The organism is Streptococcus sp. 1621 (assembly GCF_013276615.1).
Taxonomy (GTDB): domain Bacteria; phylum Bacillota; class Bacilli; order Lactobacillales; family Streptococcaceae; genus Streptococcus.
Map to the genome: position 1 here is coordinate 1 of NZ_VMLJ01000038.1, position 20458 is coordinate 20458.

General features: G+C 42.6%; 23 protein-coding genes and 1 pseudogene. 9 read left to right on the plus strand and 15 right to left on the minus strand.

Annotated elements, in window-relative coordinates; translation table 11 throughout:
- Positions 1 to 171: 171 nt before the first annotated feature.
- Positions 172 to 333, plus strand: a pseudogene (locus HT697_RS08660) (helix-turn-helix domain-containing protein); the annotation flags it as partial.
- A gap of 131 nt (positions 334 to 464) precedes the next feature.
- On the opposite strand, the gene HT697_RS08665 reads toward HT697_RS08660, so the two are convergent.
- Entirely contained in the window at positions 465 to 740 is a 276-nt protein-coding gene (locus HT697_RS08665) for a glycosyltransferase (protein WP_345789521.1), read from the minus strand.
- 493 nt (positions 741 to 1233) lie between these two features.
- Entirely contained in the window at positions 1234 to 2778 is a 1545-nt protein-coding gene (locus HT697_RS08670) for a peptide chain release factor 3 (RefSeq protein ID WP_173262966.1), read from the minus strand.
- Positions 2779 to 2991: 213 nt separating this feature from the next.
- Here HT697_RS08670 and gatC point away from each other — a divergent pair, with 213 nt between their 5' ends.
- The 6 genes from gatC (at position 2992) to nusB (ending at position 7723) form a co-directional block, all read left to right on the plus strand.
- Positions 2992 to 3294 carry an Asp-tRNA(Asn)/Glu-tRNA(Gln) amidotransferase subunit GatC gene (gene gatC / locus HT697_RS08675; RefSeq protein ID WP_057487535.1) on the plus strand — a complete coding sequence of 101 codons (303 nt, stop codon included), beginning with the start codon at positions 2992 to 2994 and terminating at the stop codon, positions 3292 to 3294.
- A complete protein-coding gene (gene gatA, locus HT697_RS08680) occupies positions 3294 to 4760 on the plus strand; it encodes an Asp-tRNA(Asn)/Glu-tRNA(Gln) amidotransferase subunit GatA (RefSeq protein ID WP_173262939.1) in 1467 nt (488 codons plus the stop codon). Before gatC ends, gatA begins: the two co-directional genes overlap by 1 nt.
- Positions 4760 to 6202: an Asp-tRNA(Asn)/Glu-tRNA(Gln) amidotransferase subunit GatB gene (gatB, locus tag HT697_RS08685; protein ID WP_173262942.1), complete on the plus strand. Its 1443-nt coding sequence runs from the start codon at positions 4760 to 4762 to the stop codon at positions 6200 to 6202. Before gatA ends, gatB begins: the two co-directional genes overlap by 1 nt.
- A 131-nt stretch (positions 6203 to 6333) precedes the next feature.
- Positions 6334 to 6894, plus strand: a complete 561-nt coding sequence (gene efp, locus HT697_RS08690) for an elongation factor P (protein WP_000568643.1) — start codon at positions 6334 to 6336, stop codon at positions 6892 to 6894.
- A 21-nt stretch (positions 6895 to 6915) separates the two neighbouring features.
- Positions 6916 to 7305: an Asp23/Gls24 family envelope stress response protein gene (locus tag HT697_RS08695; protein WP_173262945.1), complete on the plus strand. Its 390-nt coding sequence runs from the start codon at positions 6916 to 6918 to the stop codon at positions 7303 to 7305.
- On the plus strand, positions 7298 to 7723 hold the full coding sequence (nusB, locus tag HT697_RS08700) for a transcription antitermination factor NusB (RefSeq protein WP_173253075.1): 426 nt from the start codon (positions 7298 to 7300) through the stop codon (positions 7721 to 7723). Before HT697_RS08695 ends, nusB begins: the two co-directional genes overlap by 8 nt.
- Positions 7724 to 7824: 101 nt before the next feature.
- Here the strand turns inward: nusB and HT697_RS08705 are convergent, their stop codons facing one another.
- From HT697_RS08705 to HT697_RS08765, 13 genes are all read right to left on the minus strand, one after another.
- Positions 7825 to 8592 carry an acetyl-CoA carboxylase carboxyl transferase subunit alpha gene (locus HT697_RS08705; RefSeq protein ID WP_173253074.1) on the minus strand — a complete coding sequence of 256 codons (768 nt, stop codon included), beginning with the start codon at positions 8590 to 8592 and terminating at the stop codon, positions 7825 to 7827.
- Positions 8589 to 9455: an acetyl-CoA carboxylase, carboxyltransferase subunit beta gene (gene accD / locus HT697_RS08710; RefSeq protein WP_173253073.1), complete on the minus strand. Its 867-nt coding sequence runs from the start codon at positions 9453 to 9455 to the stop codon at positions 8589 to 8591. The genes HT697_RS08705 and accD overlap by 4 nt, the downstream gene beginning before the upstream one ends.
- 36 nt (positions 9456 to 9491) lie before the next feature.
- Complete coding sequence (gene accC, locus HT697_RS08715; protein WP_173253072.1) at positions 9492 to 10859, minus strand: acetyl-CoA carboxylase biotin carboxylase subunit; 1368 nt, start codon at positions 10857 to 10859, stop codon at positions 9492 to 9494.
- Positions 10860 to 10870: 11 nt separating this feature from the next.
- Entirely contained in the window at positions 10871 to 11293 is a 423-nt protein-coding gene (gene fabZ / locus HT697_RS08720; protein WP_000565515.1) for a 3-hydroxyacyl-ACP dehydratase FabZ, read from the minus strand.
- Positions 11290 to 11775, minus strand: a complete 486-nt coding sequence (accB, locus tag HT697_RS08725) for an acetyl-CoA carboxylase biotin carboxyl carrier protein (protein ID WP_112444405.1) — start codon at positions 11773 to 11775, stop codon at positions 11290 to 11292. The genes fabZ and accB overlap by 4 nt, the downstream gene beginning before the upstream one ends.
- 2 nt (positions 11776 to 11777) lie before the next feature.
- Entirely contained in the window at positions 11778 to 13013 is a 1236-nt protein-coding gene (fabF, locus tag HT697_RS08730) for a beta-ketoacyl-ACP synthase II (RefSeq protein WP_173217943.1), read from the minus strand.
- Between the two features lie 21 nt (positions 13014 to 13034).
- Positions 13035 to 13766 carry a 3-oxoacyl-[acyl-carrier-protein] reductase gene (gene fabG, locus HT697_RS08735; protein WP_173217945.1) on the minus strand — a complete coding sequence of 244 codons (732 nt, stop codon included), beginning with the start codon at positions 13764 to 13766 and terminating at the stop codon, positions 13035 to 13037.
- 40 nt (positions 13767 to 13806) lie between these two features.
- Complete coding sequence (gene fabD, locus HT697_RS08740) at positions 13807 to 14730, minus strand: ACP S-malonyltransferase (RefSeq protein WP_173217947.1); 924 nt, start codon at positions 14728 to 14730, stop codon at positions 13807 to 13809.
- Positions 14723 to 15697, minus strand: a complete 975-nt coding sequence (gene fabK, locus HT697_RS08745) for an enoyl-[acyl-carrier-protein] reductase FabK (protein ID WP_112444397.1) — start codon at positions 15695 to 15697, stop codon at positions 14723 to 14725. Before fabK ends, fabD begins: the two co-directional genes overlap by 8 nt.
- Positions 15698 to 15813: 116 nt before the next feature.
- On the minus strand, positions 15814 to 16038 hold the full coding sequence (locus HT697_RS08750) for an acyl carrier protein (protein ID WP_000257838.1): 225 nt from the start codon (positions 16036 to 16038) through the stop codon (positions 15814 to 15816).
- Positions 16039 to 16096: 58 nt separating this feature from the next.
- Positions 16097 to 17071 (minus strand): beta-ketoacyl-ACP synthase III, encoded by a 975-nt coding sequence (locus HT697_RS08755; RefSeq protein WP_173262948.1) that lies wholly within the window; start codon positions 17069 to 17071, stop codon positions 16097 to 16099.
- Positions 17071 to 17505, minus strand: coding sequence for a MarR family transcriptional regulator (locus HT697_RS08760; protein ID WP_173262951.1), 435 nt, complete (start codon positions 17503 to 17505; stop codon positions 17071 to 17073). The genes HT697_RS08755 and HT697_RS08760 overlap by 1 nt, the downstream gene beginning before the upstream one ends.
- 93 nt (positions 17506 to 17598) lie before the next feature.
- Positions 17599 to 18384 carry an enoyl-CoA hydratase gene (locus tag HT697_RS08765; RefSeq protein ID WP_173262954.1) on the minus strand — a complete coding sequence of 262 codons (786 nt, stop codon included), beginning with the start codon at positions 18382 to 18384 and terminating at the stop codon, positions 17599 to 17601.
- A gap of 209 nt (positions 18385 to 18593) precedes the next feature.
- Here HT697_RS08765 and HT697_RS08770 point away from each other — a divergent pair, with 209 nt between their 5' ends.
- Both HT697_RS08770 and HT697_RS08775 read left to right on the plus strand, forming a co-directional pair.
- Positions 18594 to 19958: an aspartate kinase gene (locus HT697_RS08770; RefSeq protein ID WP_173262957.1), complete on the plus strand. Its 1365-nt coding sequence runs from the start codon at positions 18594 to 18596 to the stop codon at positions 19956 to 19958.
- A 2-nt stretch (positions 19959 to 19960) separates the two neighbouring features.
- Positions 19961 to 20332, plus strand: a complete 372-nt coding sequence (locus HT697_RS08775; RefSeq protein WP_000079358.1) for a DUF956 family protein — start codon at positions 19961 to 19963, stop codon at positions 20330 to 20332.
- Positions 20333 to 20458 lie beyond the last annotated feature (126 nt).

Here is a 20458-nt window from a genome sequence, read left to right on the forward strand (position 1 = left end):
TTTCCACTGGTTTTTACGATTTTTATCAGACTAACTTCCACTTGGATTAGCAGTGGAAGTTAGTTTGGGAATTTACCTATTTGTGATTAGAATGTGATAATGTCTTTAGTAAATCGAACGTGAAAATGTCCCATTTGGTAGAATAGTCATATGAAAAAGATCCAACTGAATATGAATGAAACGAAAAAATATCTTGTGATAAAAGCTATAGCCCAAGGAAAGAAAACAAAGAAACGAGCCTGTGTCGAACTCAATCTTTCTGAAAGACAAATCAATCGTCTGCTACTAGCCTATCAACAGAAAGGAAAAGAAGTCTTCAGACACGGAAACAGAGAATTGGAAGATTTTTTATTTGTGTCTAAAATCAGATCTTACGTGACATTTTCTGCTCTTCACATGTCATTGTTGATTAACAAAAAACCAGCATTGAAAATAGGTGTATAAAAATCATCTCTAACTACTACTCAGGAGACGGCTGTTAAGTATAAGTACCACAGCTCATCTATCAGTTTTCTAACTATAATATCCAAGTCTAAATACAGTACACGAACCTCACTTACATACTTTGGAATAAAATACCTAAAGAAGGTAGCGTAAGAAAGTCCCTCAAAGGGCAAACGATAATCTTTCAGAACACTACTGTCAATCGGAAGATCATCATTAAAAATATAAAACTTCCGATTATCATAATGAACACACAGGGACTTTATTGTTGTTTCAACTTTATTCATACTGAGCATTACCTGCGCCTAAGACAATCGCTTTTTTCTCTTCTTTCATTCTCTATCTCATTTCTTTTTTATTCCCATCATATGTTTGGGGAGCTTACTTTCCATTATGACGGCAAAGCGTTTAGATAAGGCTATTTTTTACACCACGACACGGGGCTTGGCAAATCGATTCCATTTGCCAAACGTAGTTAGTAAAGCAGTTAGCTAGACCACTCACTACCAGTTACGACGGAAAGTTTTACGAATCTATACCATTCGTGGACTTTGCCTAGTGAAGCGTTTAGGTAAGGCTATTTTTTACATTACGACACGGAGTTTTACAAATCGATCCTATTTGCCAAACGTAGTTAGTGAGGCAGTTACCGCTTGCTAACTGTTACGACGTAAAGTTTTACGAATCGATATTATTCGTAAAACTTTACTAGTGGAGCGCCTAGCCAAGTTCCATAGAAACTTGGCGTTAGTTACTTAGATTGTTACACAATCAAGTAACTTTGGCGATCTACATCTTCTCCTCTAACTCTACGTCTGGATACTTGTCCGCAAACCAGCGGAGGGCAAAGTCATTTTCAAAGAGAAAGACTGGTTGGTCAAAACGGTCTTTAGCCAAGATATTGCGACTTGATGACATCCGTTCATCCAAGTCCTCAGGCTTGATCCAACGAACAGTCTTTTTACCCATTGGACTCATAACCACTTCCGCATTGTACTCTCCTTCCATACGGTGCTTAAAGACTTCAAACTGGAGTTGACCTACCGCTCCCAGCATGTACTCGCCTGTTTGGTAATTCTTATAAAGCTGAATAGCACCTTCTTGCACCAATTGCTCAATCCCCTTGTGGAAGGATTTTTGTTTCATGACGTTTTTAGCAGAAACTTTCATGAAAATCTCAGGTGTAAAGGTTGGCAGTGGTTCAAATTCAAATTTGTTTTTACCAACTGTCAAGGTATCTCCAACTTGATAAGTACCTGTATCGTAAACACCGATAATATCACCTGCTACGGCATTAGTCACATTCTCACGACTTTCCGCCATAAACTGAGTAACATTTGACAGCTTAGCTCCCTTACCAGTACGAGGCAGGTTGACACTCATACCACGCTCAAATTCGCCTGATACGATACGGACAAAGGCAATACGGTCACGGTGACGAGGGTCCATGTTGGCTTGGATTTTAAAGACAAATCCTGAGAAATCCTTGTCGTACGGATCCACAACTTCACCGTCTGTTTTCTTGTGTCCATGTGGTTCTGGAGCAAACTTGAGGAAGGTCTCAAGGAAGGTCTGCACACCAAAGTTTGTCAAAGCTGAACCAAAGAAGACAGGTGTCAATTCTCCAGCAAGGATAGCTTCCTCTGAAAACTCATTTCCAGCTTCATTTAAAAGTTCAATATCATCTTTGACTTGCTCGTAGAAAGGATTGCTACCAAAAAGCTTATCCCCATCTTCTAAACTAGCAAAACGCTCATCCCCCTTGTAGAGCTCCAAGCGTTGATTATAGAGGTCATACAAGCCTTCAAAAGCTTTCCCCATCCCGATTGGCCAGTTCATCGGATAGCTCGCAATGCCCAATACTTCTTCCAATTCTTGCAAGAGGTCCAGTGGCTCACGACCGTCACGGTCCAGCTTGTTCATAAAGGTAAAGACTGGAATGCCACGGTGTTTCACAACCTCAAACAATTTCTTGGTTTGCGCCTCGATACCCTTGGCAGAGTCCACAACCATGACCGCAGCATCCACCGCCATCAAGGTACGATAGGTATCTTCTGAAAAGTCCTCGTGCCCTGGGGTGTCTAGGATGTTGACGCGCTTGCCATCGTAATCAAACCGCATAACAGATGAAGTCACCGAAATCCCACGTTGCTTCTCGATATCCATCCAGTCAGACTTGGCAAAAGTCCCTGTTTTCTTTCCTTTTACGGTACCAGCCTCACGAATCTCACCCCCAAAGTAGAGCAACTGCTCCGTTATGGTTGTTTTCCCCGCGTCCGGGTGGGAGATGATGGCAAAGGTACGACGTTTCTTAATTTCTTCTTGAATATTCATAAGTTCTCTTTCTTTAGATTCTCTATTTTCCTTGTTTCGATAGCTAAGAATGATTTTTACATTGGATTTTACCATTCCTTTCAACACTCCATTATATCGGATTTTAGCATTTTTTTCAATTTCTATTTCTTTTCACTTATCCCTCCCTTATTTATAGGAAAATATGGTAAAATAGAACAGACTAAAAATCATCATTTCACGAAAGGATGCAAGATGAAAATTACGCAAGAAGAGGTAACACACGTTGCCAATCTTTCAAAATTAAGATTCTCTGAAGAAGAAACTGCTGCCTTTGCGACTACCTTGTCTAAGATTGTTGACATGGTTGAGTTACTGGCCGAAGTTGACACAACTGGTGTCGCACCTACTACGACTATGGCTGACCGCAAGACTGTACTCCGCCCTGATGTAGCCGAAGAAGGAACAGACCGTGATCGCTTGTTTAAAAACGTACCTGAAAAAGACAACTACTATATCAAGGTACCAGCTATCCTAGACGATGGAGGAGATGCCTAATGACTTTTAATAACAAAACCATTGAAGACTTGCACAATCTCCTTGTTTCTAAGGAAATTTCAGCAACGGAATTGGCACAAGCTACGCTTGAAGATATCAAGTCTCGCGAGACAGCTATCAACGCTTTTGTCACCATCGCTGAGGAGCAAGCTCTTGCTCAAGCTAAAGCCATTGATGAAGCTGGAATCGATGCTGATAATGTCCTTTCAGGAATTCCACTTGCAGTTAAAGATAATATCTCTACAGATGGTATTCTCACAACTGCCGCCTCAAAAATGCTCTACAACTATGAGCCAATCTTTGATGCGACAGCCGTTGCCAATGCAAAGGCTAAAGGCATGATTGTCGTAGGGAAAACCAACATGGACGAATTTGCCATGGGTGGTTCAGGTGAGACTTCTCACTACGGAGCAACTAAAAATGCTTGGGACCACAGCAAGGTTCCTGGTGGATCATCAAGTGGTTCGGCCGCAGCTGTAGCCTCAGGACAAGTCCGCTTGTCACTTGGTTCTGATACTGGTGGTTCTATCCGCCAACCTGCTGCCTTCAACGGGATTGTTGGTCTCAAACCAACCTACGGAACAGTTTCTCGTTTCGGTCTCATTGCCTTCGGTAGCTCATTAGACCAGATTGGACCTTTTGCTCCTACTGTTAAAGAAAATGCTCTCTTGCTCAACGCTATTGCCAGCGAAGATGCCAAAGATTCTACCTCTGCCCCTGTCCGCATTGCCGACTTTACTTCAAAAATCGGTCAAGACATCAAGGGAATGAAAATCGCTTTACCTAAAGAATATCTTGGTGAAGGGATTGACCCAGAAGTTAAGGAAACAATCTTGAACGCGGCCAAGCACTTTGAAAAATTGGGTGCTATCGTCGAAGAAGTCAGCCTGCCTCACTCTAAATACGGTGTTGCCGTTTACTACATCATCGCTTCATCAGAAGCTTCATCAAACTTGCAACGTTTTGACGGTATCCGTTATGGCTACCGCGCAGAAGATGCAACCAACCTTGATGAAATCTATGTAAACAGCCGTAGCCAAGGTTTTGGTGAAGAAGTGAAGCGCCGTATCATGCTAGGTACTTTCAGCCTTTCATCAGGTTACTACGATGCTTACTACAAGAAAGCTGGTCAGGTCCGTACCCTCATCATCCAAGATTTTGAAAAAGTCTTTGCGGATTACGATTTGATTTTGGGTCCAACTGCTCCAAGTGTTGCCTATGACTTGGATTCTCTCAACCATGACCCAGTTGCCATGTACTTGGCTGACCTTTTGACAATACCAGTCAACTTGGCAGGTCTTCCAGGGATTTCGATTCCTGCTGGATTTTCTCAAGGACTACCTGTTGGTCTACAACTGATTGGTCCTAAGTACTCTGAGGAAACCATTTACCAAGCTGCTGCTGCCTTTGAAGCAACAACAGACTACCACAAACAACAACCCGTGATTTTTGGAGGTGACAACTAATGAACTTTGAAACAGTCATCGGACTTGAAGTCCACGTAGAGCTCAACACCAATTCAAAAATCTTCTCACCTACTTCTGCCCACTTTGGAAATGACCAAAACGCCAACACTAACGTGATTGACTGGTCTTTCCCAGGAGTTCTGCCGGTTCTCAACAAAGGTGTTGTCGATGCCGGTATCAAGGCTGCTCTTGCCCTCAACATGGACATCCATAAAAAGATGCACTTTGACCGCAAAAACTACTTCTACCCTGATAATCCAAAGGCCTACCAAATTTCTCAGTTTGATGAGCCAATCGGTTATAACGGTTGGATTGAAGTGGAGCTTGAAGACGGTACGACTAAGAAAATCGGTATCGAACGTGCCCACCTAGAGGAAGACGCTGGTAAAAACACCCACGGTACAGATGGCTACTCTTACGTTGACCTCAACCGCCAAGGGGTACCCTTGATTGAGATTGTATCTGAAGCCGACATGCGTTCCCCAGAGGAAGCCTACGCTTATCTAACAGCCCTCAAGGAAGTTATCCAGTACGCTGGCATTTCTGACGTTAAGATGGAAGAGGGTTCTATGCGTGTGGATGCCAATATCTCTCTTCGTCCGTATGGTCAAGAAAAATTCGGTACCAAGACAGAGTTGAAGAACCTCAACTCCTTCTCAAATGTTCGCAAAGGTCTTGAATACGAAGTCCAACGTCAAGCTGAAATCCTTCGCTCAGGGGGGCAAATCCGCCAAGAAACACGCCGTTATGATGAAGCTAACAAAGCAACCATCCTCATGCGTGTTAAGGAAGGAGCTGCAGACTACCGCTACTTCCCAGAACCAGACCTACCCCTCTTTGAAATCTCAGACGAGTGGATTGAGGAAATGCGTACTGAATTGCCAGAGTTTCCAAAAGAACGACGTGCGCGTTACGTGGCTGACCTTGGCTTGTCAGACTACGATGCTAAACAGTTGACTGCTAACAAAGTCACTTCTGACTTCTTTGAAAAAGCTGTCGCCCTCGGTGGCGATGCTAAGCAAGTCTCTAACTGGCTCCAAGGGGAAGTCGCTCAATTCTTGAACGCTGAAGGCAAAACTCTCGAACAAATCGAATTGACACCAGAAAACTTGGTTGAAATGATTGCCATCATCGAAGATGGCACTATCTCTTCTAAGATTGCCAAGAAAGTCTTTGTCCACCTAGCTAAAAATGGTGGTGGTGCGCGTGAATACGTTGAGAAAGCAGGTATGGTTCAAATCTCAGATCCAGCTGTCTTGATTCCAATTATCCACCAAGTCTTTGCGGATAACGAAGCTGCTGTTGCCGACTTCAAGTCAGGCAAACGCAACGCAGATAAGGCCTTTACAGGATTCCTTATGAAAGCAACCAAAGGCCAAGCCAACCCACAAGTCGCCCTTAAACTCCTTGCCCAAGAATTGGCGAAGTTGAAAGAAGATTAATATGTAAAAGAAACCAGCCCTAAGGTTGGTTTTTTTCGCTCCTAACAAATCCCAATAACTATTTTGGCTTTATTTCCAGAAGATTTTATGGTAAAATGAAGAGTAATAATATTTATTAAAGAGGTAAAAACATGATTGAAGCAAGCAAATTGAAAGCTGGTATGACATTTGAAACTGCAGACGGAAAATTGATCCGCGTTTTGGAAGCTAGCCACCACAAACCAGGTAAAGGGAACACAATCATGCGTATGAAATTGCGTGATGTCCGTACTGGTTCTACATTTGACACAAGCTACCGTCCAGAAGAAAAATTCGAACAAGCTATTATCGAGACTGTTCCAGCTCAATACTTGTACAAAATGGATGAAACTGCCTACTTCATGAATACTGAAACTTACGACCAATACGAAATCCCAGTCGTAAACGTTGAAAATGAATTGCTTTACATCCTTGAAAACTCTGATGTGAAAATCCAATTCTACGGAACTGAAGTAATCGGTGTAACTGTACCAACTACTGTTGAATTAACAGTTGCTGAAACACAACCATCTATCAAAGGTGCTACTGTTACAGGTTCTGGTAAACCAGCAACTATGGAAACTGGACTTGTTGTCAACGTTCCTGACTTCATCGAAGCTGGACAAAAATTGATCATCAACACTGCAGAAGGAACTTACGTTTCTCGTGCCTAATCTCTAGAAAGAGGTCATTCTATGGGAATTGAAGAACAATTTGGCGAAATCGTTATCGCTCCACGTGTACTTGAAAAAATCATTGCTATCGCAACTGCTAAAGTTGAAGGTGTCCACTCATTTTCAAATAAATCCGTATCTGATACCCTATCAAAACTCTCTCTTGGTCGTGGTGTCTACTTAAAAGAAAGCAACGAAGAGCTAACTGCTGACATCTATCTCTATCTTGAGTACGGTGTGAAAGTACCTAAAGTTGCTCTTGCTATTCAAAAAGCAGTTAAAGATGCTGTCCGTGATATGGCTGATGTGGAACTTTCTGCTGTTAACATCCATGTTGCAGGAATCGTTCCAGATAAAACACCAAAACCTGAGTTGAAAGATCTATTTAACGAGGACTTCCTCAATGACTAGTCCATTATTAGAATCTAGACGCGAACTTCGTAAATGCGCTTTTCAAGCTCTTATGAGCCTTGAATTCGACACAGATATGGAAACAGCTTGTCACTTTGCCTACACGCATGACCGTGAAGATGCAGATGTGCAAATCCCTGCCTTTCTTCTAAACTTGGTTTCTGGTATCCAAGCTCAAAAAGAAGAGTTGGATAAACAAATCAACCAGCACCTCAAGTCAGGCTGGACAGTTGAACGCTTGACCTTGGTCGAAAAAAACTTACTACGCTTGGGTATCTTTGAAATTACATCATTTGATACACCTCAGCTTGTAGCAGTCAATGAAGCCATTGAACTCGCTAAGAATTTTTCAGATCAAAAATCAGCCCGTTTTATCAACGGACTGCTTAGTCAATTTGTGACAGAAGAAAATGAATAATCGAAAAGGTGTTTGGTCTTCCAAGCACCTTTTGACTTTCCCCTCTGCACAGAGTAAGAACCTCAAAAAACTAGAACTGACTGCCAGTTCTAGTTTTTGTATTAGTATTTTCTAAATCGTTGGTAACGCTCTTCCAACAACTCTTCTAACGTTTTTTTTGAAAGTAGGGCTAGCTCCGTTTGGAGTTCTTTCTTTACACTCTTAATCAGTTCTTTACTAGAAAGTCCTGCTTCAGAAATCACCTTATCCACCACGTCCATTTCTAGCAGCTCATGTGAAGTGATTTTCATCAGTTCTGCTGCTTCCATGGCACGACTGCCGTCCTTCCATAAAATGGAAGCAAAGCCTTCTGGGCTGAGAATAGCATAGATAGAATTTTCCAGCATCCAAACACGGTCTGCGACTGCTAGAGCCAGAGCACCACCTGAACCACCTTCACCGATAATGATAGCGATAATAGGAACTCTCAGATCACTCATTTCCATGAGATTGCGAGCAATGGCTTCTCCCTGTCCACGTTCTTCCGCTCCCACACCAGGATAGGCACCTGCTGTATTGATAAAGGTCACAACTGGACGGCCAAATTTTTCAGCCTGTTTCATCAACCGTAGGGCCTTGCGGTAGCCTTCTGGATGCGGTTGACCAAAATTCCGCTTGAGGTTATCTTGTAAACTCTTGCCTTTTTGGATACCAACCACTGTTACAGCTTGATCTCCAAGCCAGCCGATACCACCAACAACTGCACCATCATCACGAAAAGAACGGTCACCATGTAATTGGATAAATTCATCAAAAATGCCTGTCGCAAAGTCCAAAGTTGTCAAGCGACTCTGCTCACGCGCTTCTCTGACTATTTTTGCAATATTCATCTGGGACCCCCTCCGTGCAATCTGACTAGACTAGCAATCGTATCTGGTAAGTCTCTTCTTTTGACAATAGCATCCACAAATCCATGCTCCAATAGGAATTCTGCCTTTTGGAACCCCTCAGGCAAGCTTTCACGAACCGTATTTTCAATGACACGACGCCCAGCAAAACCGACTAAACTCTGTGGTTCTGCTAGAATGATATCGCCTTCCATAGCGAAAGAAGCTGTCACACCACCTGTCGTTGGATCTGTCAAAATGGTCAGGTAAAAGAGACCTGCATTTGAATGGCGTTTAACCGCTGCAGAAATCTTGGCCATCTGCATGAGACTCATGATTCCTTCCTGCATACGGGCTCCACCAGAGGCTGTGAAGAGAACAACTGGCAATTGTTCGACAGTCGCATACTCAAACAAACGAGTGATTTTCTCACCTACAACTGTACCCATAGAAGCCATGATAAAGTTAGAATCCATTATCCCAAGAGCCACAGTCTGACCTTTAATAAGAGCTGTTCCTGTCACAACGGCTTCATCCAGACCTGTTTTTTCACGCATAGTTGCTAGTTTCTTTTGATAACCAGGGAAATGCAAGGGATCCTTGCTTTCAATCCCTGTAAACAATTCCTTGAAGGTTCCCATATCAATCGTCAAAGCCAAGCGTTCTTGGGCAGAAATACGAAAGGTATAGCTACAGTGCGGACAGATACGCTCACTTCCCAGATCCTTCTGATAAATGGTATGCTTGCAGCCTGGACACTGGGAGAATAATTCATCTGGAACCTCTGGCTTAGCTTGAGGTTTTTCCCTAACCGAACGATTGGGATTGATTCGAATATACTTATCTTTTTTACTAAATAGAGCCATTGATTCCCCTTTTCGGTTTAAACTCTTGAAGTCATTTTATTCTTTTTCTTGATATTTAGGTAAGAAGGTTTCCATCAAGAAGGAAGTATCATAATCCCCAGCAATGACATTGCGATCTGAAATGAGGTCAAGCTGGAAATCTGCATTGGTCTGCACTCCTTCAATCTCTAATTCATAGAGGGCACGTTGCATTTTCATCAAGGCGTCAAAACGATTTTCACCGTGAACGATGATTTTGGCAATCATACTATCATAATAAGGCGGAATGGTATAACCTGGATAAACTGCTGAATCCACGCGCAAGCCAACTCCCCCACTTGGCAGATAGAGATTGGAAATCTTACCTGGACTTGGGGCAAAGTTAAAGGCTGGATTTTCTGCATTGATCCGACACTCGATGGCATGACCGCGTAGGACAATATCTTCTTGCTTAACAGATAAAGGCTGACCTGCCGCAATGCGAATCTGTTCCTTAACGATATCCACACCTGAAACAAATTCTGTTACTGGATGTTCTACTTGTACACGAGTATTCATTTCCATGAAGTAGAAATTGCTACTTGCTTCATCAAGAAGAAACTCAATGGTCCCTGCATTCTCATAACCAACAGACTCTGCCGCTCGAACAGCCGCAGCACCGATTTCATGACGCAACGTTTTTCCGATTGCAATCGAAGGACTTTCTTCTAAAACCTTTTGGTTATTCCGTTGAAGAGAGCAATCCCGTTCCCCCAAGTGGATTACATTCCCGTGTTCATCTCCTAGGATTTGAACCTCGATGTGACGAGCTGGATAGATAACCCGTTCTATGTACATGGCACCATTGCCATAATTGGCCTTGGCTTCACTAGAGGCGGTCTCAAAAGCTGATACGAGGTCCTCTGGTTTTTCAACCTTACGAATCCCTTTACCACCTCCACCTGCTGAAGCCTTGAGCATAACAGGATAGCCAATTTTTTCAGCAACAATCAAGGCTTCCTCAGAGTTATGCACTTCTCCATCTGAACCTGGAATGACAGGCACACCAGCCTTAATCATCTGAGCACGCGCATTGATTTTATCCCCCATCATATCCATGACATGACCAGATGGGCCGATAAACTTGATACCAACTTCTTCACACATGGTCGCAAATTTGGAATTTTCACTGAGAAATCCAAAACCGGGGTGAATGGCTTCTGCTTCAGTCAAGACTGCAGCCGATAGAACCGCATTGATATTGAGATAAGACTCTGTTGCCTTACCAGGGCCGATACAAACTGCTTCATCTGCTAAAAGCGTATGAAGGGCTTCCTTATCAGCAGTTGAATAAACCGCCACCGTCGCAATCCCCAATTCACGCGCCGCACGAATAATACGAACCGCAATTTCACCACGATTGGCAATTAAAATTTTTCGAAACATGGAGAACCTCCTTAGTTCCCAATTGCAAAGGTAAGAGTACCACTAGCTGCAAGCTTGCCATCCACTTCAGCCTTTGCTTCAACCACGGCTATGGTGCCACGACGTTTTACAAAAGTCGCTGTCATAACCAATTGGTCGCCTGGTACAACTTGCTTCTTGAATTTGACCTTATCCATACCAGCGTAAAAGACCAGTTTTCCTTTATTTTCAGGTTTTGACAACTCCAACACACCAGCAGTTTGCGCCAAGGCTTCCATAATCAGAACACCTGGCATAACTGGATATTGAGGAAAGTGACCGTTAAAGAAAGGCTCGTTGATGGTCACATTTTTGATAGCAACAATAGTATCCTCGCTCACTTCCAACACACGGTCCACTAGGAGCATAGGATAACGGTGGGGAAGGGCTTCTTTGATTCCTTGAATATCGATCATTTGATGCGTACCAATCCTTTACCAAACTCAACCATTTCTTCGTTAGAAACAAGAATTTCCGTTACCACACCATCCTTAGGAGCTGGGATTTCATTCATGACTTTCATGGCTTCGATAATCACTAGTGTTTGACCTTTTTTGACACTATCACCAACTGTAACGAAGGCAGGTTTATCTGGGCCAGCAGCCAAGTAAGCCACCCCAACAAGTGGGCTCTCTACAATATCTCCCTCAGCAGCCACACTTGCTTCAGCTGGCGCTGAAGTTTCTTCCACTACAGTTTCTGCTGGAGCAGATGTAGGAGCTACTGGACTCGGTGTTGCTTGAACGGGTGCTGGAGCGACTTGAGCTGTAACTTCAGGCACAAGTCTAGCTTCATTCTTGCTGAACTGCAACTCATCCGTCCCATTTTTATAAGAAAATTCTCTCAAACTTGACCGGTCAAATTGGGCCATCAAGTCTTTAATATCGTTTAAATTCATACTTATTTATTCTCCCAACGTTTGAAAGCAAGAACTGCATTGTGGCCACCAAAACCAAAGGTATTTGAAATAGCGTATGGAATTTCTTGCTCCAAGCCTTGTCCATAAACGACATTGGCTTCGATATAGTCTGATACTTCGCTTGTGCCAGCTGTCATTGGTACAAAGTTATGACGCATAGCTTCAATTGTGACGATAGCTTCTACCGCACCTGCAGCACCTAGCAAATGTCCTGTGAAAGACTTGGTTGATGATACAGGCACTTCCTTACCAAGAACAGCTACGATCGCACCACTTTCTCCTTTTTCATTAGCAGGAGTTGATGTTCCGTGAGCATTGACATAGGCTACTTGCTCTGGAGAAATCTCAGCTTCTTCCAAGGCTAGTTTGATGGCCTTGATAGCTCCTTGACCTTCTGGATGTGGTGAAGTCATGTGGTAGGCATCACAGGTATTTCCATAACCAACCACTTCAGCAAGGATAGTTGCCCCACGTTTTTCAGCGTGTTCCAGACTTTCAAGAACCAACATCCCTGAACCTTCACCCATAACAAAACCGTTACGGTCCTTATCAAATGGAATAGAAGCACGAGTTGGATCCTCTGTAGTAGAGAGAGCTGTCAGGGCTTGGAAACCAGCAATAGCAAAAGGTGTGATAGAGGCTTCTGAACCGCCTACCAACATAACGTCTTGGAAACCAAACTTAATCGAGCGGAAGGCATCCCCAATCGCATCATTTGATGAAGCGCAGGCAGTGTTAATGGATTTACAAACACCGTTTGCTCCAAAACGCATGGCAACATTTCCTGAAGCCATATTTGGCAAGGCTTTTGGAAGGGTCAATGGTTTCACACGTTTTGGTCCTTTTTCGTTGAGACGAAGCACTTGATCTTCAATTTCCTTGATTCCACCAATACCAGAGGCCACAATAACACCAAAACGATCCTTGTCAAGAGTCTCTACATCAAGACCTGCATGATTAACAGCCTCTTGAGCTGCATACAAGGCATATAAAGAATAGTTATCAAAACGGTTGGTATCTTTCTTTACAAAGTATTTATCAAAAGGAAAATCTTGGATTTCTGCCGCATTATGCACATCAAAGTCACTGTGATCAAATTTTGTTATTTGACCAATTCCGATTTTTCCAGTTGTCAAACTGTTCCAAAATTCTTCTGGTGTATTTCCGATTGGAGATGTTACTCCATAACCTGTTACTACTACGCGATTTAGTTTCATCTTTTTCACCTCTAGCTTCTGCTACATACTTAAGCCACCATCAATGGCAACCACTTGACCAGTTAGATAATCTTGGCCTGCTAAAAATACCGTCAAATCTGCAACCTGCTCTGCCTGCCCAAATGCTTTCATAGGAATTTGCGCCAGCATGGCATCTTTGACCTTGTCTGATAGGACAGCTGTCATATCGGACTCAATCATTCCAGGTGCAATAGCATTAACTCTGATATTGCGATTAGCCACTTCACGCGCCACAGACTTGGTAAAACCAATCAAACCAGCCTTAGAAGCAGCATAGTTAGCTTGACCAATATTTCCCATCAAACCAACAACACTAGACATATTAATGATAGCACCTTCTCTGGCTTTTATCATCGGTTTCAAGACTGATTGTGTCATGTTAAAGGCACCAGTCAGATTCACTTTAAGCACTTTTTCAAAATCTACTTCTGTCATCTTGAGCATCAGGGTATCTTGAGTAATTCCTGCATTGTTGACCAAAACATCTACTGAACCCAGATCTGCAATAGCTTGCTCAACCATACGCTTAGCGTCTGCAAAATCTGATACATCTCCTGAAATGGGAACCACCTTGACACCATAGTTTGAAAACTCAGCGAGCAATTCTTCTGAGATAGACCCACGACTGTTTAAAACAATATTGGCTCCTGCTTGAGCAAACTTGTGGGCGATAGCAAGACCAATACCACGACTAGAACCTGTAATAAAGATATTTTTATTTTTTAATTGCATTCTTTTCTCCTGTTTCCTCTTGTCTTTATGGGAGAAGGGATTACTTGTTTTCTAGCAAGGCTTCCAAGCTAGCCTGATCTTCAACATTGGCTAGTTTAGCCGTTTTATCAATTTTTTTCACAAAGCCTGACAAAACTTTTCCCGGGCCAATCTCGATAAAGTTGGTTATGCCTGCTTCTTGCATAACCGCAATACTTTCATAGAAACGAACTGGTTCCTTGACCTGACGCATCAAGAGTTGAGCAATGTCTTCTTTTTTCATGACCTTAGCTTCTGTATTACCAACTAGGGGACAGGTGAAATCTGAGAAACTTACTTGAGCTAGAGTTTCAGCTAGTTTCTGGCTAGCAGGCTCAAGGAGAGCGGTATGAAAAGGTCCTGACACCTTGAGAGGAATCAAGCGTTTGGCACCTGCTTCCTGCAAGAGTTCGACAGCTCGGTCAACTGCAGCCACTTCTCCACCAATCACGATTTGTGCAGGTGTATTATAGTTGGCTGGAGTAACCACTCCAAGTTCAGAAGCTTTTTGACAGGCTTCTTCAATGACCTCTACTGGCGTATTGAGAACTGCGACCATCTTACCAGAGCCAGCAGGAGCTGCTTCTTCCATATAAGCTCCACGCTTAGCTACCAAGGCAACCGCATCTTCAAAATCCAAAGCACCACTGGCCACCAAAGCAGAATATTCTCCAAGGGATAAACCAGCAACCATATCAGGCTGATAGCCCTTTTCTTGCAATAAACGGTAGATAGCAACCGAAGTCGCTAAAATAGCTGGTTGCGTATAGCGGGTATGATTGAGTTTGTCTTCTTCCCTATCGATGAGATGACGCAAATCATAACCGAGTACCTGACTAGCTTGATCAATCGTTTCTTTGACAATCGGATACTGATCATAGAGATCCCGTCCCATACCTAGATACTGGGCACCTTGGCCAGCAAATAAAAAGGCTGTTTTAGTCATTTCTTACAACTCCTGCCCAACGAGAGGCTTCTTCTTGAATTTTCTTAGCTGCTCCATAGTACAAATCTTTTAGGATTTCTTCAACGGTTTCTTCTTTGGAAACAAGCCCTGCAATCTGACCTGCCATGACAGATCCGCCATCCACATCTCCGTGAACAACTGCTTTGGCTAGGGCACCTGCTCCCATTTGTTCAAAAATTTCCAAATCTGGATTTTCTTGTTTAAAGGCATCTTTTTCAGCTTTTTCAAAATCACGAGTCAACTGGTTTTTAATAGCTCGAACAGCATGTCCAAAGTGTTGAGCTGAAATCGTAGTATCAATATCTCTAGCTTTTAAAATTTTCGCCTTATAATTTGGATGGGCATTAGACTCTTTTGCAACGACAAAACGCGTTCCAACCTGAACAGCCTCTGCACCTAGCATAAAGCCAGCCGCAGCACCTTCACCATCCGCAATCCCTCCTGCAGCAATAACAGGAATAGATACAGCAGCAGCCACTTGACGCACCAAGGTCATGGTTGTTAATTTACCGATATGCCCCCCAGCTTCCATTCCTTCTGCAATAACAGCATCCGCACCGATTTTTTCCATGCGTTTAGCTAGGGCAACGCTTGGTACAACAGGAATAACTGTAATCCCCGCTTCATGGAAACGTTCCATGTATTTACCAGGATTTCCTGCGCCTGTTGTCACTACCTTAACCCCTTCCTCGATAACAAGGTCTACAATATCTTCCACAAAGGGAGACAAGAGCATGATGTTGACACCAAAGGGTTTATCCGTTAACGATTTAATCTTGTCAATATTTGCCTTGACGACTTCTTTCGGGGCATTTCCCCCACCAATAATCCCTAGTCCTCCAGCCTTGGAAACAGCCCCTGCCAAATCACCATCAGCAACCCAAGCCATTCCTCCTTGGAAAATAGGATACTCAATATTCAATAATTCTGTAATACGCGTTTTCATAGTGCCTCCATCGTTTCTTGCTTACGTAATAGTTCGATACCGTCATAATTTGACAATCAAACTATTGCCTAAACAAGAGGGAGCGGGTTTCCCTACTCCTTCTATCTATATTCTGTTTATTTTGTTTGCTCTTCAACGTAGGCAACCAAGTCACCAACTGTTTTCAAGTCATCTTCTGCTTCGATTTGGATATCAAAAGCATCTTCGATTTCTGAGATTACTTGGAACAAGTCCAATGAATCTGCGTCCAAATCATCAAAAGTTGATTCAAGCGTTACTTCTGATGCGTCTTTTCCAAGTTCTTCAACGATAATTTCTTGTACTTTTTCAAATACTGCCATGATAGGACTCCTTTAAAATAAATAGTTTTTTATAACAATGTGTTCACCACATGATTACCTAAATTGTAAGAATGAGCGTGCCCCATGTCAAGCCTCCACCGAAGCCTGATAGCAGAACAGTTTGGCTACCATCTAAATGGATAAGACCTTGTTCCACACACTCTGAAAGTAAAATCGGGATACTGGCTGCACTGGTATTGCCATATTCCATCATATTGGCTGGAAGTTTATCTCGGTTAACACCTATTTTTCTAGCCATCTTATCCAAAATACGGTCATTAGCCTGATGAAGTAGCAGATAATCCAAGTCTGTCGCCTCTATAGGAGATTCATCAATAGTCTGCTTGATAGACTTGGCTACATCCCGAATGGCAAAATCAAAGACTGCGCGTCCATCCATCTTCAAAAATGAATCTGCACTTTCTTGATCTGAAAATGGAGAGTGTAACCCTGAATGTCCATAGGTCAGACACTCGCTACGACTCCCATCACTATTGAGACTCTCTGCTAAGAAGTGCTCTTGCTCGCTAGCTTCTAACAAGACGCCACCAGCACCATCTCCAAACAAAACAGCTGTTGATCGGTCCGACCAATCGACTGCCTTAGAGAGGGTTTCACTACCAATCACCAAGCCTTTTTGAAAGCGACCAGAAGCGATAAACTTTTCAGCAGTTGAAAGAGCAAATACAAATCCACTGCAAGCCGCTGTTAGGTCAAAAGCAAAGGCCTTATTAGCACCAATATTAGCTTGAACACGAGCAGCTGTAGAGGGCATCATCGAATCTGGAGTAATGGTAGCTAGGATGATAAAATCCAACTCCTCCCCTGTGATTCCAGCTTTAGCCATCAGTTTCTTAGCAACCTCTGTAGCCAAATCACTAGTAGATTCTGTTCTTGAGATATGCCTTTGTCGTATTCCCGTCCGACTTGAAATCCACTCATCATTGGTATCCATAATCTGAGCCAAATCATGATTTGTAACCACTTGCTCTGGTACATAATGAGCAACCTGGCTTATTTTTGCAAAAGCCATTATTTCAAATCCTCCAAAAATTGATAAAGATTGATCAAACCTTTGCTCATAACATCAATTTCTTCCTTACTCATACCATCAATGATTTTTTCAACCATGGCCTTGTGGAAGCGTTTATGCAGCCTATGAACCAAGCGACCTTTCTTTGTCAAATGTAGATGCACCACACGACGATCCTGCTCTGAGCGAATGCGTTCAATGTAACCCTTTCGTTCAAGATTATTCAAACTCGTCGTAACCGTCCCAAGAGTCACCATCAACTCTTTCGACACTTGACTTGGCGTCACGTCTGGGAATTTTCCAATTACATCGATTGTATGGACTTCTTTGATGGAGATATCCTTGAAACGACTACCTCTCAAGCTCACTTCCTCAATGACAAGGACATTGTTAAATATAGATGTTAAATATTCATTAATTCGTTGGTAGTCCAATCTTTCTTTCCCTCCTTCTCAAAAAAACTTTTACAATCAAAACATTTGACAAGAGAATTATATCAAAGTTCAAAGAATGATGCAAGTATTTTTTTATTTTCCTGTAAATTTAGGCCGTCTTCTCTCCGAATGAGCTCGCACTCCTTCTTTGAAATCCTCTGTTTGAGCTAAGGATTCCTGTAGGTTCAGTTCTAAAGTAGCGTAATCCTGCCAGTCTTTAAATTGGCTCTCCCAAACCAACTTCTTAATGGCAGCATAGGAATTAGCTGACCCGCGTCTCAATTTTTTAAGAAGCTGTTCTCTCGTCTTTTCAAGTTTATCAGCTTCACAGACGCGGTAAACCAGCCCCCATTCTAAAGCTTTTTCTGCGTTCAAAGCCTCGCCTGTCATGGCTAATTGAGCAGCACGCGTCACACCAATACTTCGGCTCAATAGATGAATCCCACCTGCATCTGGAGCCAAACCAACTCCAACAAAGGCTTGGATAAACTTAGCCTTATCCGTCGCCAGACAGAAATCTGCCGCAACAGCCATATTCGCTGCGGCACCTGCAACAGCACCGTCAACTTCCATTAAAACAGGTTTGGCTATTTGTTTGATTTTATAGGAAATCGTATTGACCAACTCTGCGATTTTTGTCAATGATGGAATATCATCCTCATCCACTGCCCGCTTCATCTCTACCAAATCTCCTCCAACTGAGAAGACCTTTCCATTGGCATTGATTAAGATAAAATGCACAGCCGGATCCTCTTCTGCTAAAGTCAGAGCTTCTAAAATCTCCTCACACATGGGAATATGAAAACCATTTGCAACCTCAGGACGGTTCAAGGTAAGGATTGCCAAATCCTCTTCAAGCTGATAAATAATGTGTTCCATCTGGACTCCTTTTTATTTTATAAGCAGTTTAAATTATTTTATTTCCAAAGTATATCTTGTTTAGGAGCAGAAAGCAATAAAAAATCGACTAAAAGTGTCTCAGCCGATTAGAAAGCATCGTTTTAGGCTAGAAAGCATCTTATTTTCTTCATTGAAAAAAGGCTTTCTTTCTGCTATAATCGTATAAAATACTTACTTTAGGAGTTCTTATGAAAGTTGTTAAATTTGGAGGTAGCTCTCTTGCCTCTGCTAGTCAATTAGAAAAAGTTTTAAATATCGTAAAAAGCGATTCAGAGCGTCGTTTTGTAGTCGTTTCTGCGCCTGGTAAACGCAATGCTGAAGATACTAAGGTTACGGATGCCTTGATTAAATACTACCGCGACTATGTTGCTGGTAACGATATTAGCAAAAGTCAGAACTGGATTATCGACCGCTATGCTGCCATGGTTAGTGAATTAGGACTGAAACCAGCTGTGCTAGACAAAATTTCAAAAAGCATTCGCGCCTTGGCCACTCTTCCTATCGAAGAAAATGAATTTCTCTACGACACTTTCCTAGCAGCCGGTGAAAATAACAATGCTAAATTGATTGCTGCCTACTTTAACCAAAATGGGATTGATGCACGCTATGTGCATCCTAGAGAAGCTGGTATTGTGGTTACAAGTGAACCTGGTCACGCTCGCATCATTCCGTCAAGTTATGACAAGATTGAAGAATTGACAAATACAAATGAAGTTCTTGTCATTCCTGGTTTCTTTGGAGTTACCAAGGAAAATCAAATCTGTACTTTCTCACGTGGAGGATCAGACATTACAGGTTCTATCATTGCTGCCGGTGTTAAGGCCGATCTCTATGAAAACTTTACAGACGTTGATGGTATCTTTGCAGCCCACCCAGGTATTATCCACCAACCACACTCGATTCCTGAGTTGACCTACCGTGAAATGCGTGAGTTGGCCTATGCAGGCTTCTCAGTCCTTCATGACGAGGCTCTTCTTCCTGCCTACCGTGGAAAAATTCCTCTGGTTATCAAGAATACCAACAACCCTGACCATCCAGGTACTCGTATCGTTCTAAAACACAGTAGTGATGAATTTCCAGTTGTGGGAATTGCTGGTGACTCAGGCTTTGTCAGCATTAACATGTCGAAATACCTTATGAACCGTGAGGTTGGATTTGGCCGCAAGGTTCTGCAAATCCTTGAAGACCTTAACATCGGTTGGGAACATATGCCAACTGGTATCGACGATCTTTCTATCATTCTCCGTTCTCGTGAACTAACTCCTATCAAGGAAGAAGAAATCCTTCGTCAGTTGGTTCAAAAGGCTGAAGTAGACCATGCAGAAATCGAACACGACCTTTCAATCATTATGATTGTTGGAGAAAAAATGAAGAGTCATATCGGAGTAACTGCTACTGCGACACGCGCTTTATCTGAAAACAAGATCAACATCCAGATGATGTCTCAAGGTTCTAGTGAAGTTTCTATCATGTTTGTTGTCAATAAAGACCAAGAGAAAGCAGCAATCAAAGCCCTCTACAATGCCTTTTTTGGAGAAAGTAAGGAAGACTAATCATGGCCCAATCGCTTAACAAAACAGTGCTGCTCAGCACGACAGGCACTTCCTACCTCTCTATCGCTGGGAAAGTTGGGAAATTCCTGGTCGGAGATCAGGCTCTGGAATTTTACCCAGATGTCAATGTCGAACAATTTATCCAGATTCCTTGGAGCCATATCAATCAGATTGGAGCCAATGTCACTGGGCGGAAAATCAGTCGCCACTTCGAAGTCTTTACAGACAAAGGAAAATTCCTCTTTGCTTCAAAAGACTCAGGTGCTATTCTCAAAATTGCACGCGAAAAACTGGGCAATGACAAGGTCGTCAAACTTCCGACCCTGATTCAGACAATTAGCCAAAAATTTAAAAATCTATTTGCAAAAAAGTAGAAACTTTAGTATAATCATAGCAACGGATAAGTAGGTTATCTTCTTCTTTCAGAAAGTCTGCGGGTGCTGCGAGCAGATAGGAGGGATAGGTGAAATTCTACCGTTAGTAACAATTACATACACAAT

Excerpts from the sequence above, each read along its gene's own strand:
- HT697_RS08665 (WP_345789521.1), bottom strand. The coding sequence starts at position 740 with ATGCTCAGTATGAATAAAGTTGAAACAACAATAAAGTCCCTGTGTGTT.
- HT697_RS08670 (WP_173262966.1), bottom strand. The coding sequence starts at position 2,778 with ATGAATATTCAAGAAGAAATTAAGAAACGTCGTACCTTTGCCATCATC.
- gatC (WP_057487535.1), top strand. The coding sequence starts at position 2,992 with ATGAAAATTACGCAAGAAGAGGTAACACACGTTGCCAATCTTTCAAAA.
- gatA (WP_173262939.1), top strand. The coding sequence starts at position 3,294 with ATGACTTTTAATAACAAAACCATTGAAGACTTGCACAATCTCCTTGTT.
- gatB (WP_173262942.1), top strand. The coding sequence starts at position 4,760 with ATGAACTTTGAAACAGTCATCGGACTTGAAGTCCACGTAGAGCTCAAC.
- efp (WP_000568643.1), top strand. The coding sequence starts at position 6,334 with ATGATTGAAGCAAGCAAATTGAAAGCTGGTATGACATTTGAAACTGCA.
- HT697_RS08695 (WP_173262945.1), top strand. The coding sequence starts at position 6,916 with ATGGGAATTGAAGAACAATTTGGCGAAATCGTTATCGCTCCACGTGTA.
- nusB (WP_173253075.1), top strand. The coding sequence starts at position 7,298 with ATGACTAGTCCATTATTAGAATCTAGACGCGAACTTCGTAAATGCGCT.
- HT697_RS08705 (WP_173253074.1), bottom strand. The coding sequence starts at position 8,592 with ATGAATATTGCAAAAATAGTCAGAGAAGCGCGTGAGCAGAGTCGCTTG.
- accD (WP_173253073.1), bottom strand. The coding sequence starts at position 9,455 with ATGGCTCTATTTAGTAAAAAAGATAAGTATATTCGAATCAATCCCAAT.
- accC (WP_173253072.1), bottom strand. The coding sequence starts at position 10,859 with ATGTTTCGAAAAATTTTAATTGCCAATCGTGGTGAAATTGCGGTTCGT.
- fabZ (WP_000565515.1), bottom strand. The coding sequence starts at position 11,293 with ATGATCGATATTCAAGGAATCAAAGAAGCCCTTCCCCACCGTTATCCT.
- accB (WP_112444405.1), bottom strand. The coding sequence starts at position 11,775 with ATGAATTTAAACGATATTAAAGACTTGATGGCCCAATTTGACCGGTCA.
- fabF (WP_173217943.1), bottom strand. The coding sequence starts at position 13,013 with ATGAAACTAAATCGCGTAGTAGTAACAGGTTATGGAGTAACATCTCCA.
- fabG (WP_173217945.1), bottom strand. The coding sequence starts at position 13,766 with ATGCAATTAAAAAATAAAAATATCTTTATTACAGGTTCTAGTCGTGGT.
- fabD (WP_173217947.1), bottom strand. The coding sequence starts at position 14,730 with ATGACTAAAACAGCCTTTTTATTTGCTGGCCAAGGTGCCCAGTATCTA.
- fabK (WP_112444397.1), bottom strand. The coding sequence starts at position 15,697 with ATGAAAACGCGTATTACAGAATTATTGAATATTGAGTATCCTATTTTC.
- HT697_RS08750 (WP_000257838.1), bottom strand. The coding sequence starts at position 16,038 with ATGGCAGTATTTGAAAAAGTACAAGAAATTATCGTTGAAGAACTTGGA.
- HT697_RS08755 (WP_173262948.1), bottom strand. The coding sequence starts at position 17,071 with ATGGCTTTTGCAAAAATAAGCCAGGTTGCTCATTATGTACCAGAGCAA.
- HT697_RS08765 (WP_173262954.1), bottom strand. The coding sequence starts at position 18,384 with ATGGAACACATTATTTATCAGCTTGAAGAGGATTTGGCAATCCTTACC.
- HT697_RS08770 (WP_173262957.1), top strand. The coding sequence starts at position 18,594 with ATGAAAGTTGTTAAATTTGGAGGTAGCTCTCTTGCCTCTGCTAGTCAA.
- HT697_RS08775 (WP_000079358.1), top strand. The coding sequence starts at position 19,961 with ATGGCCCAATCGCTTAACAAAACAGTGCTGCTCAGCACGACAGGCACT.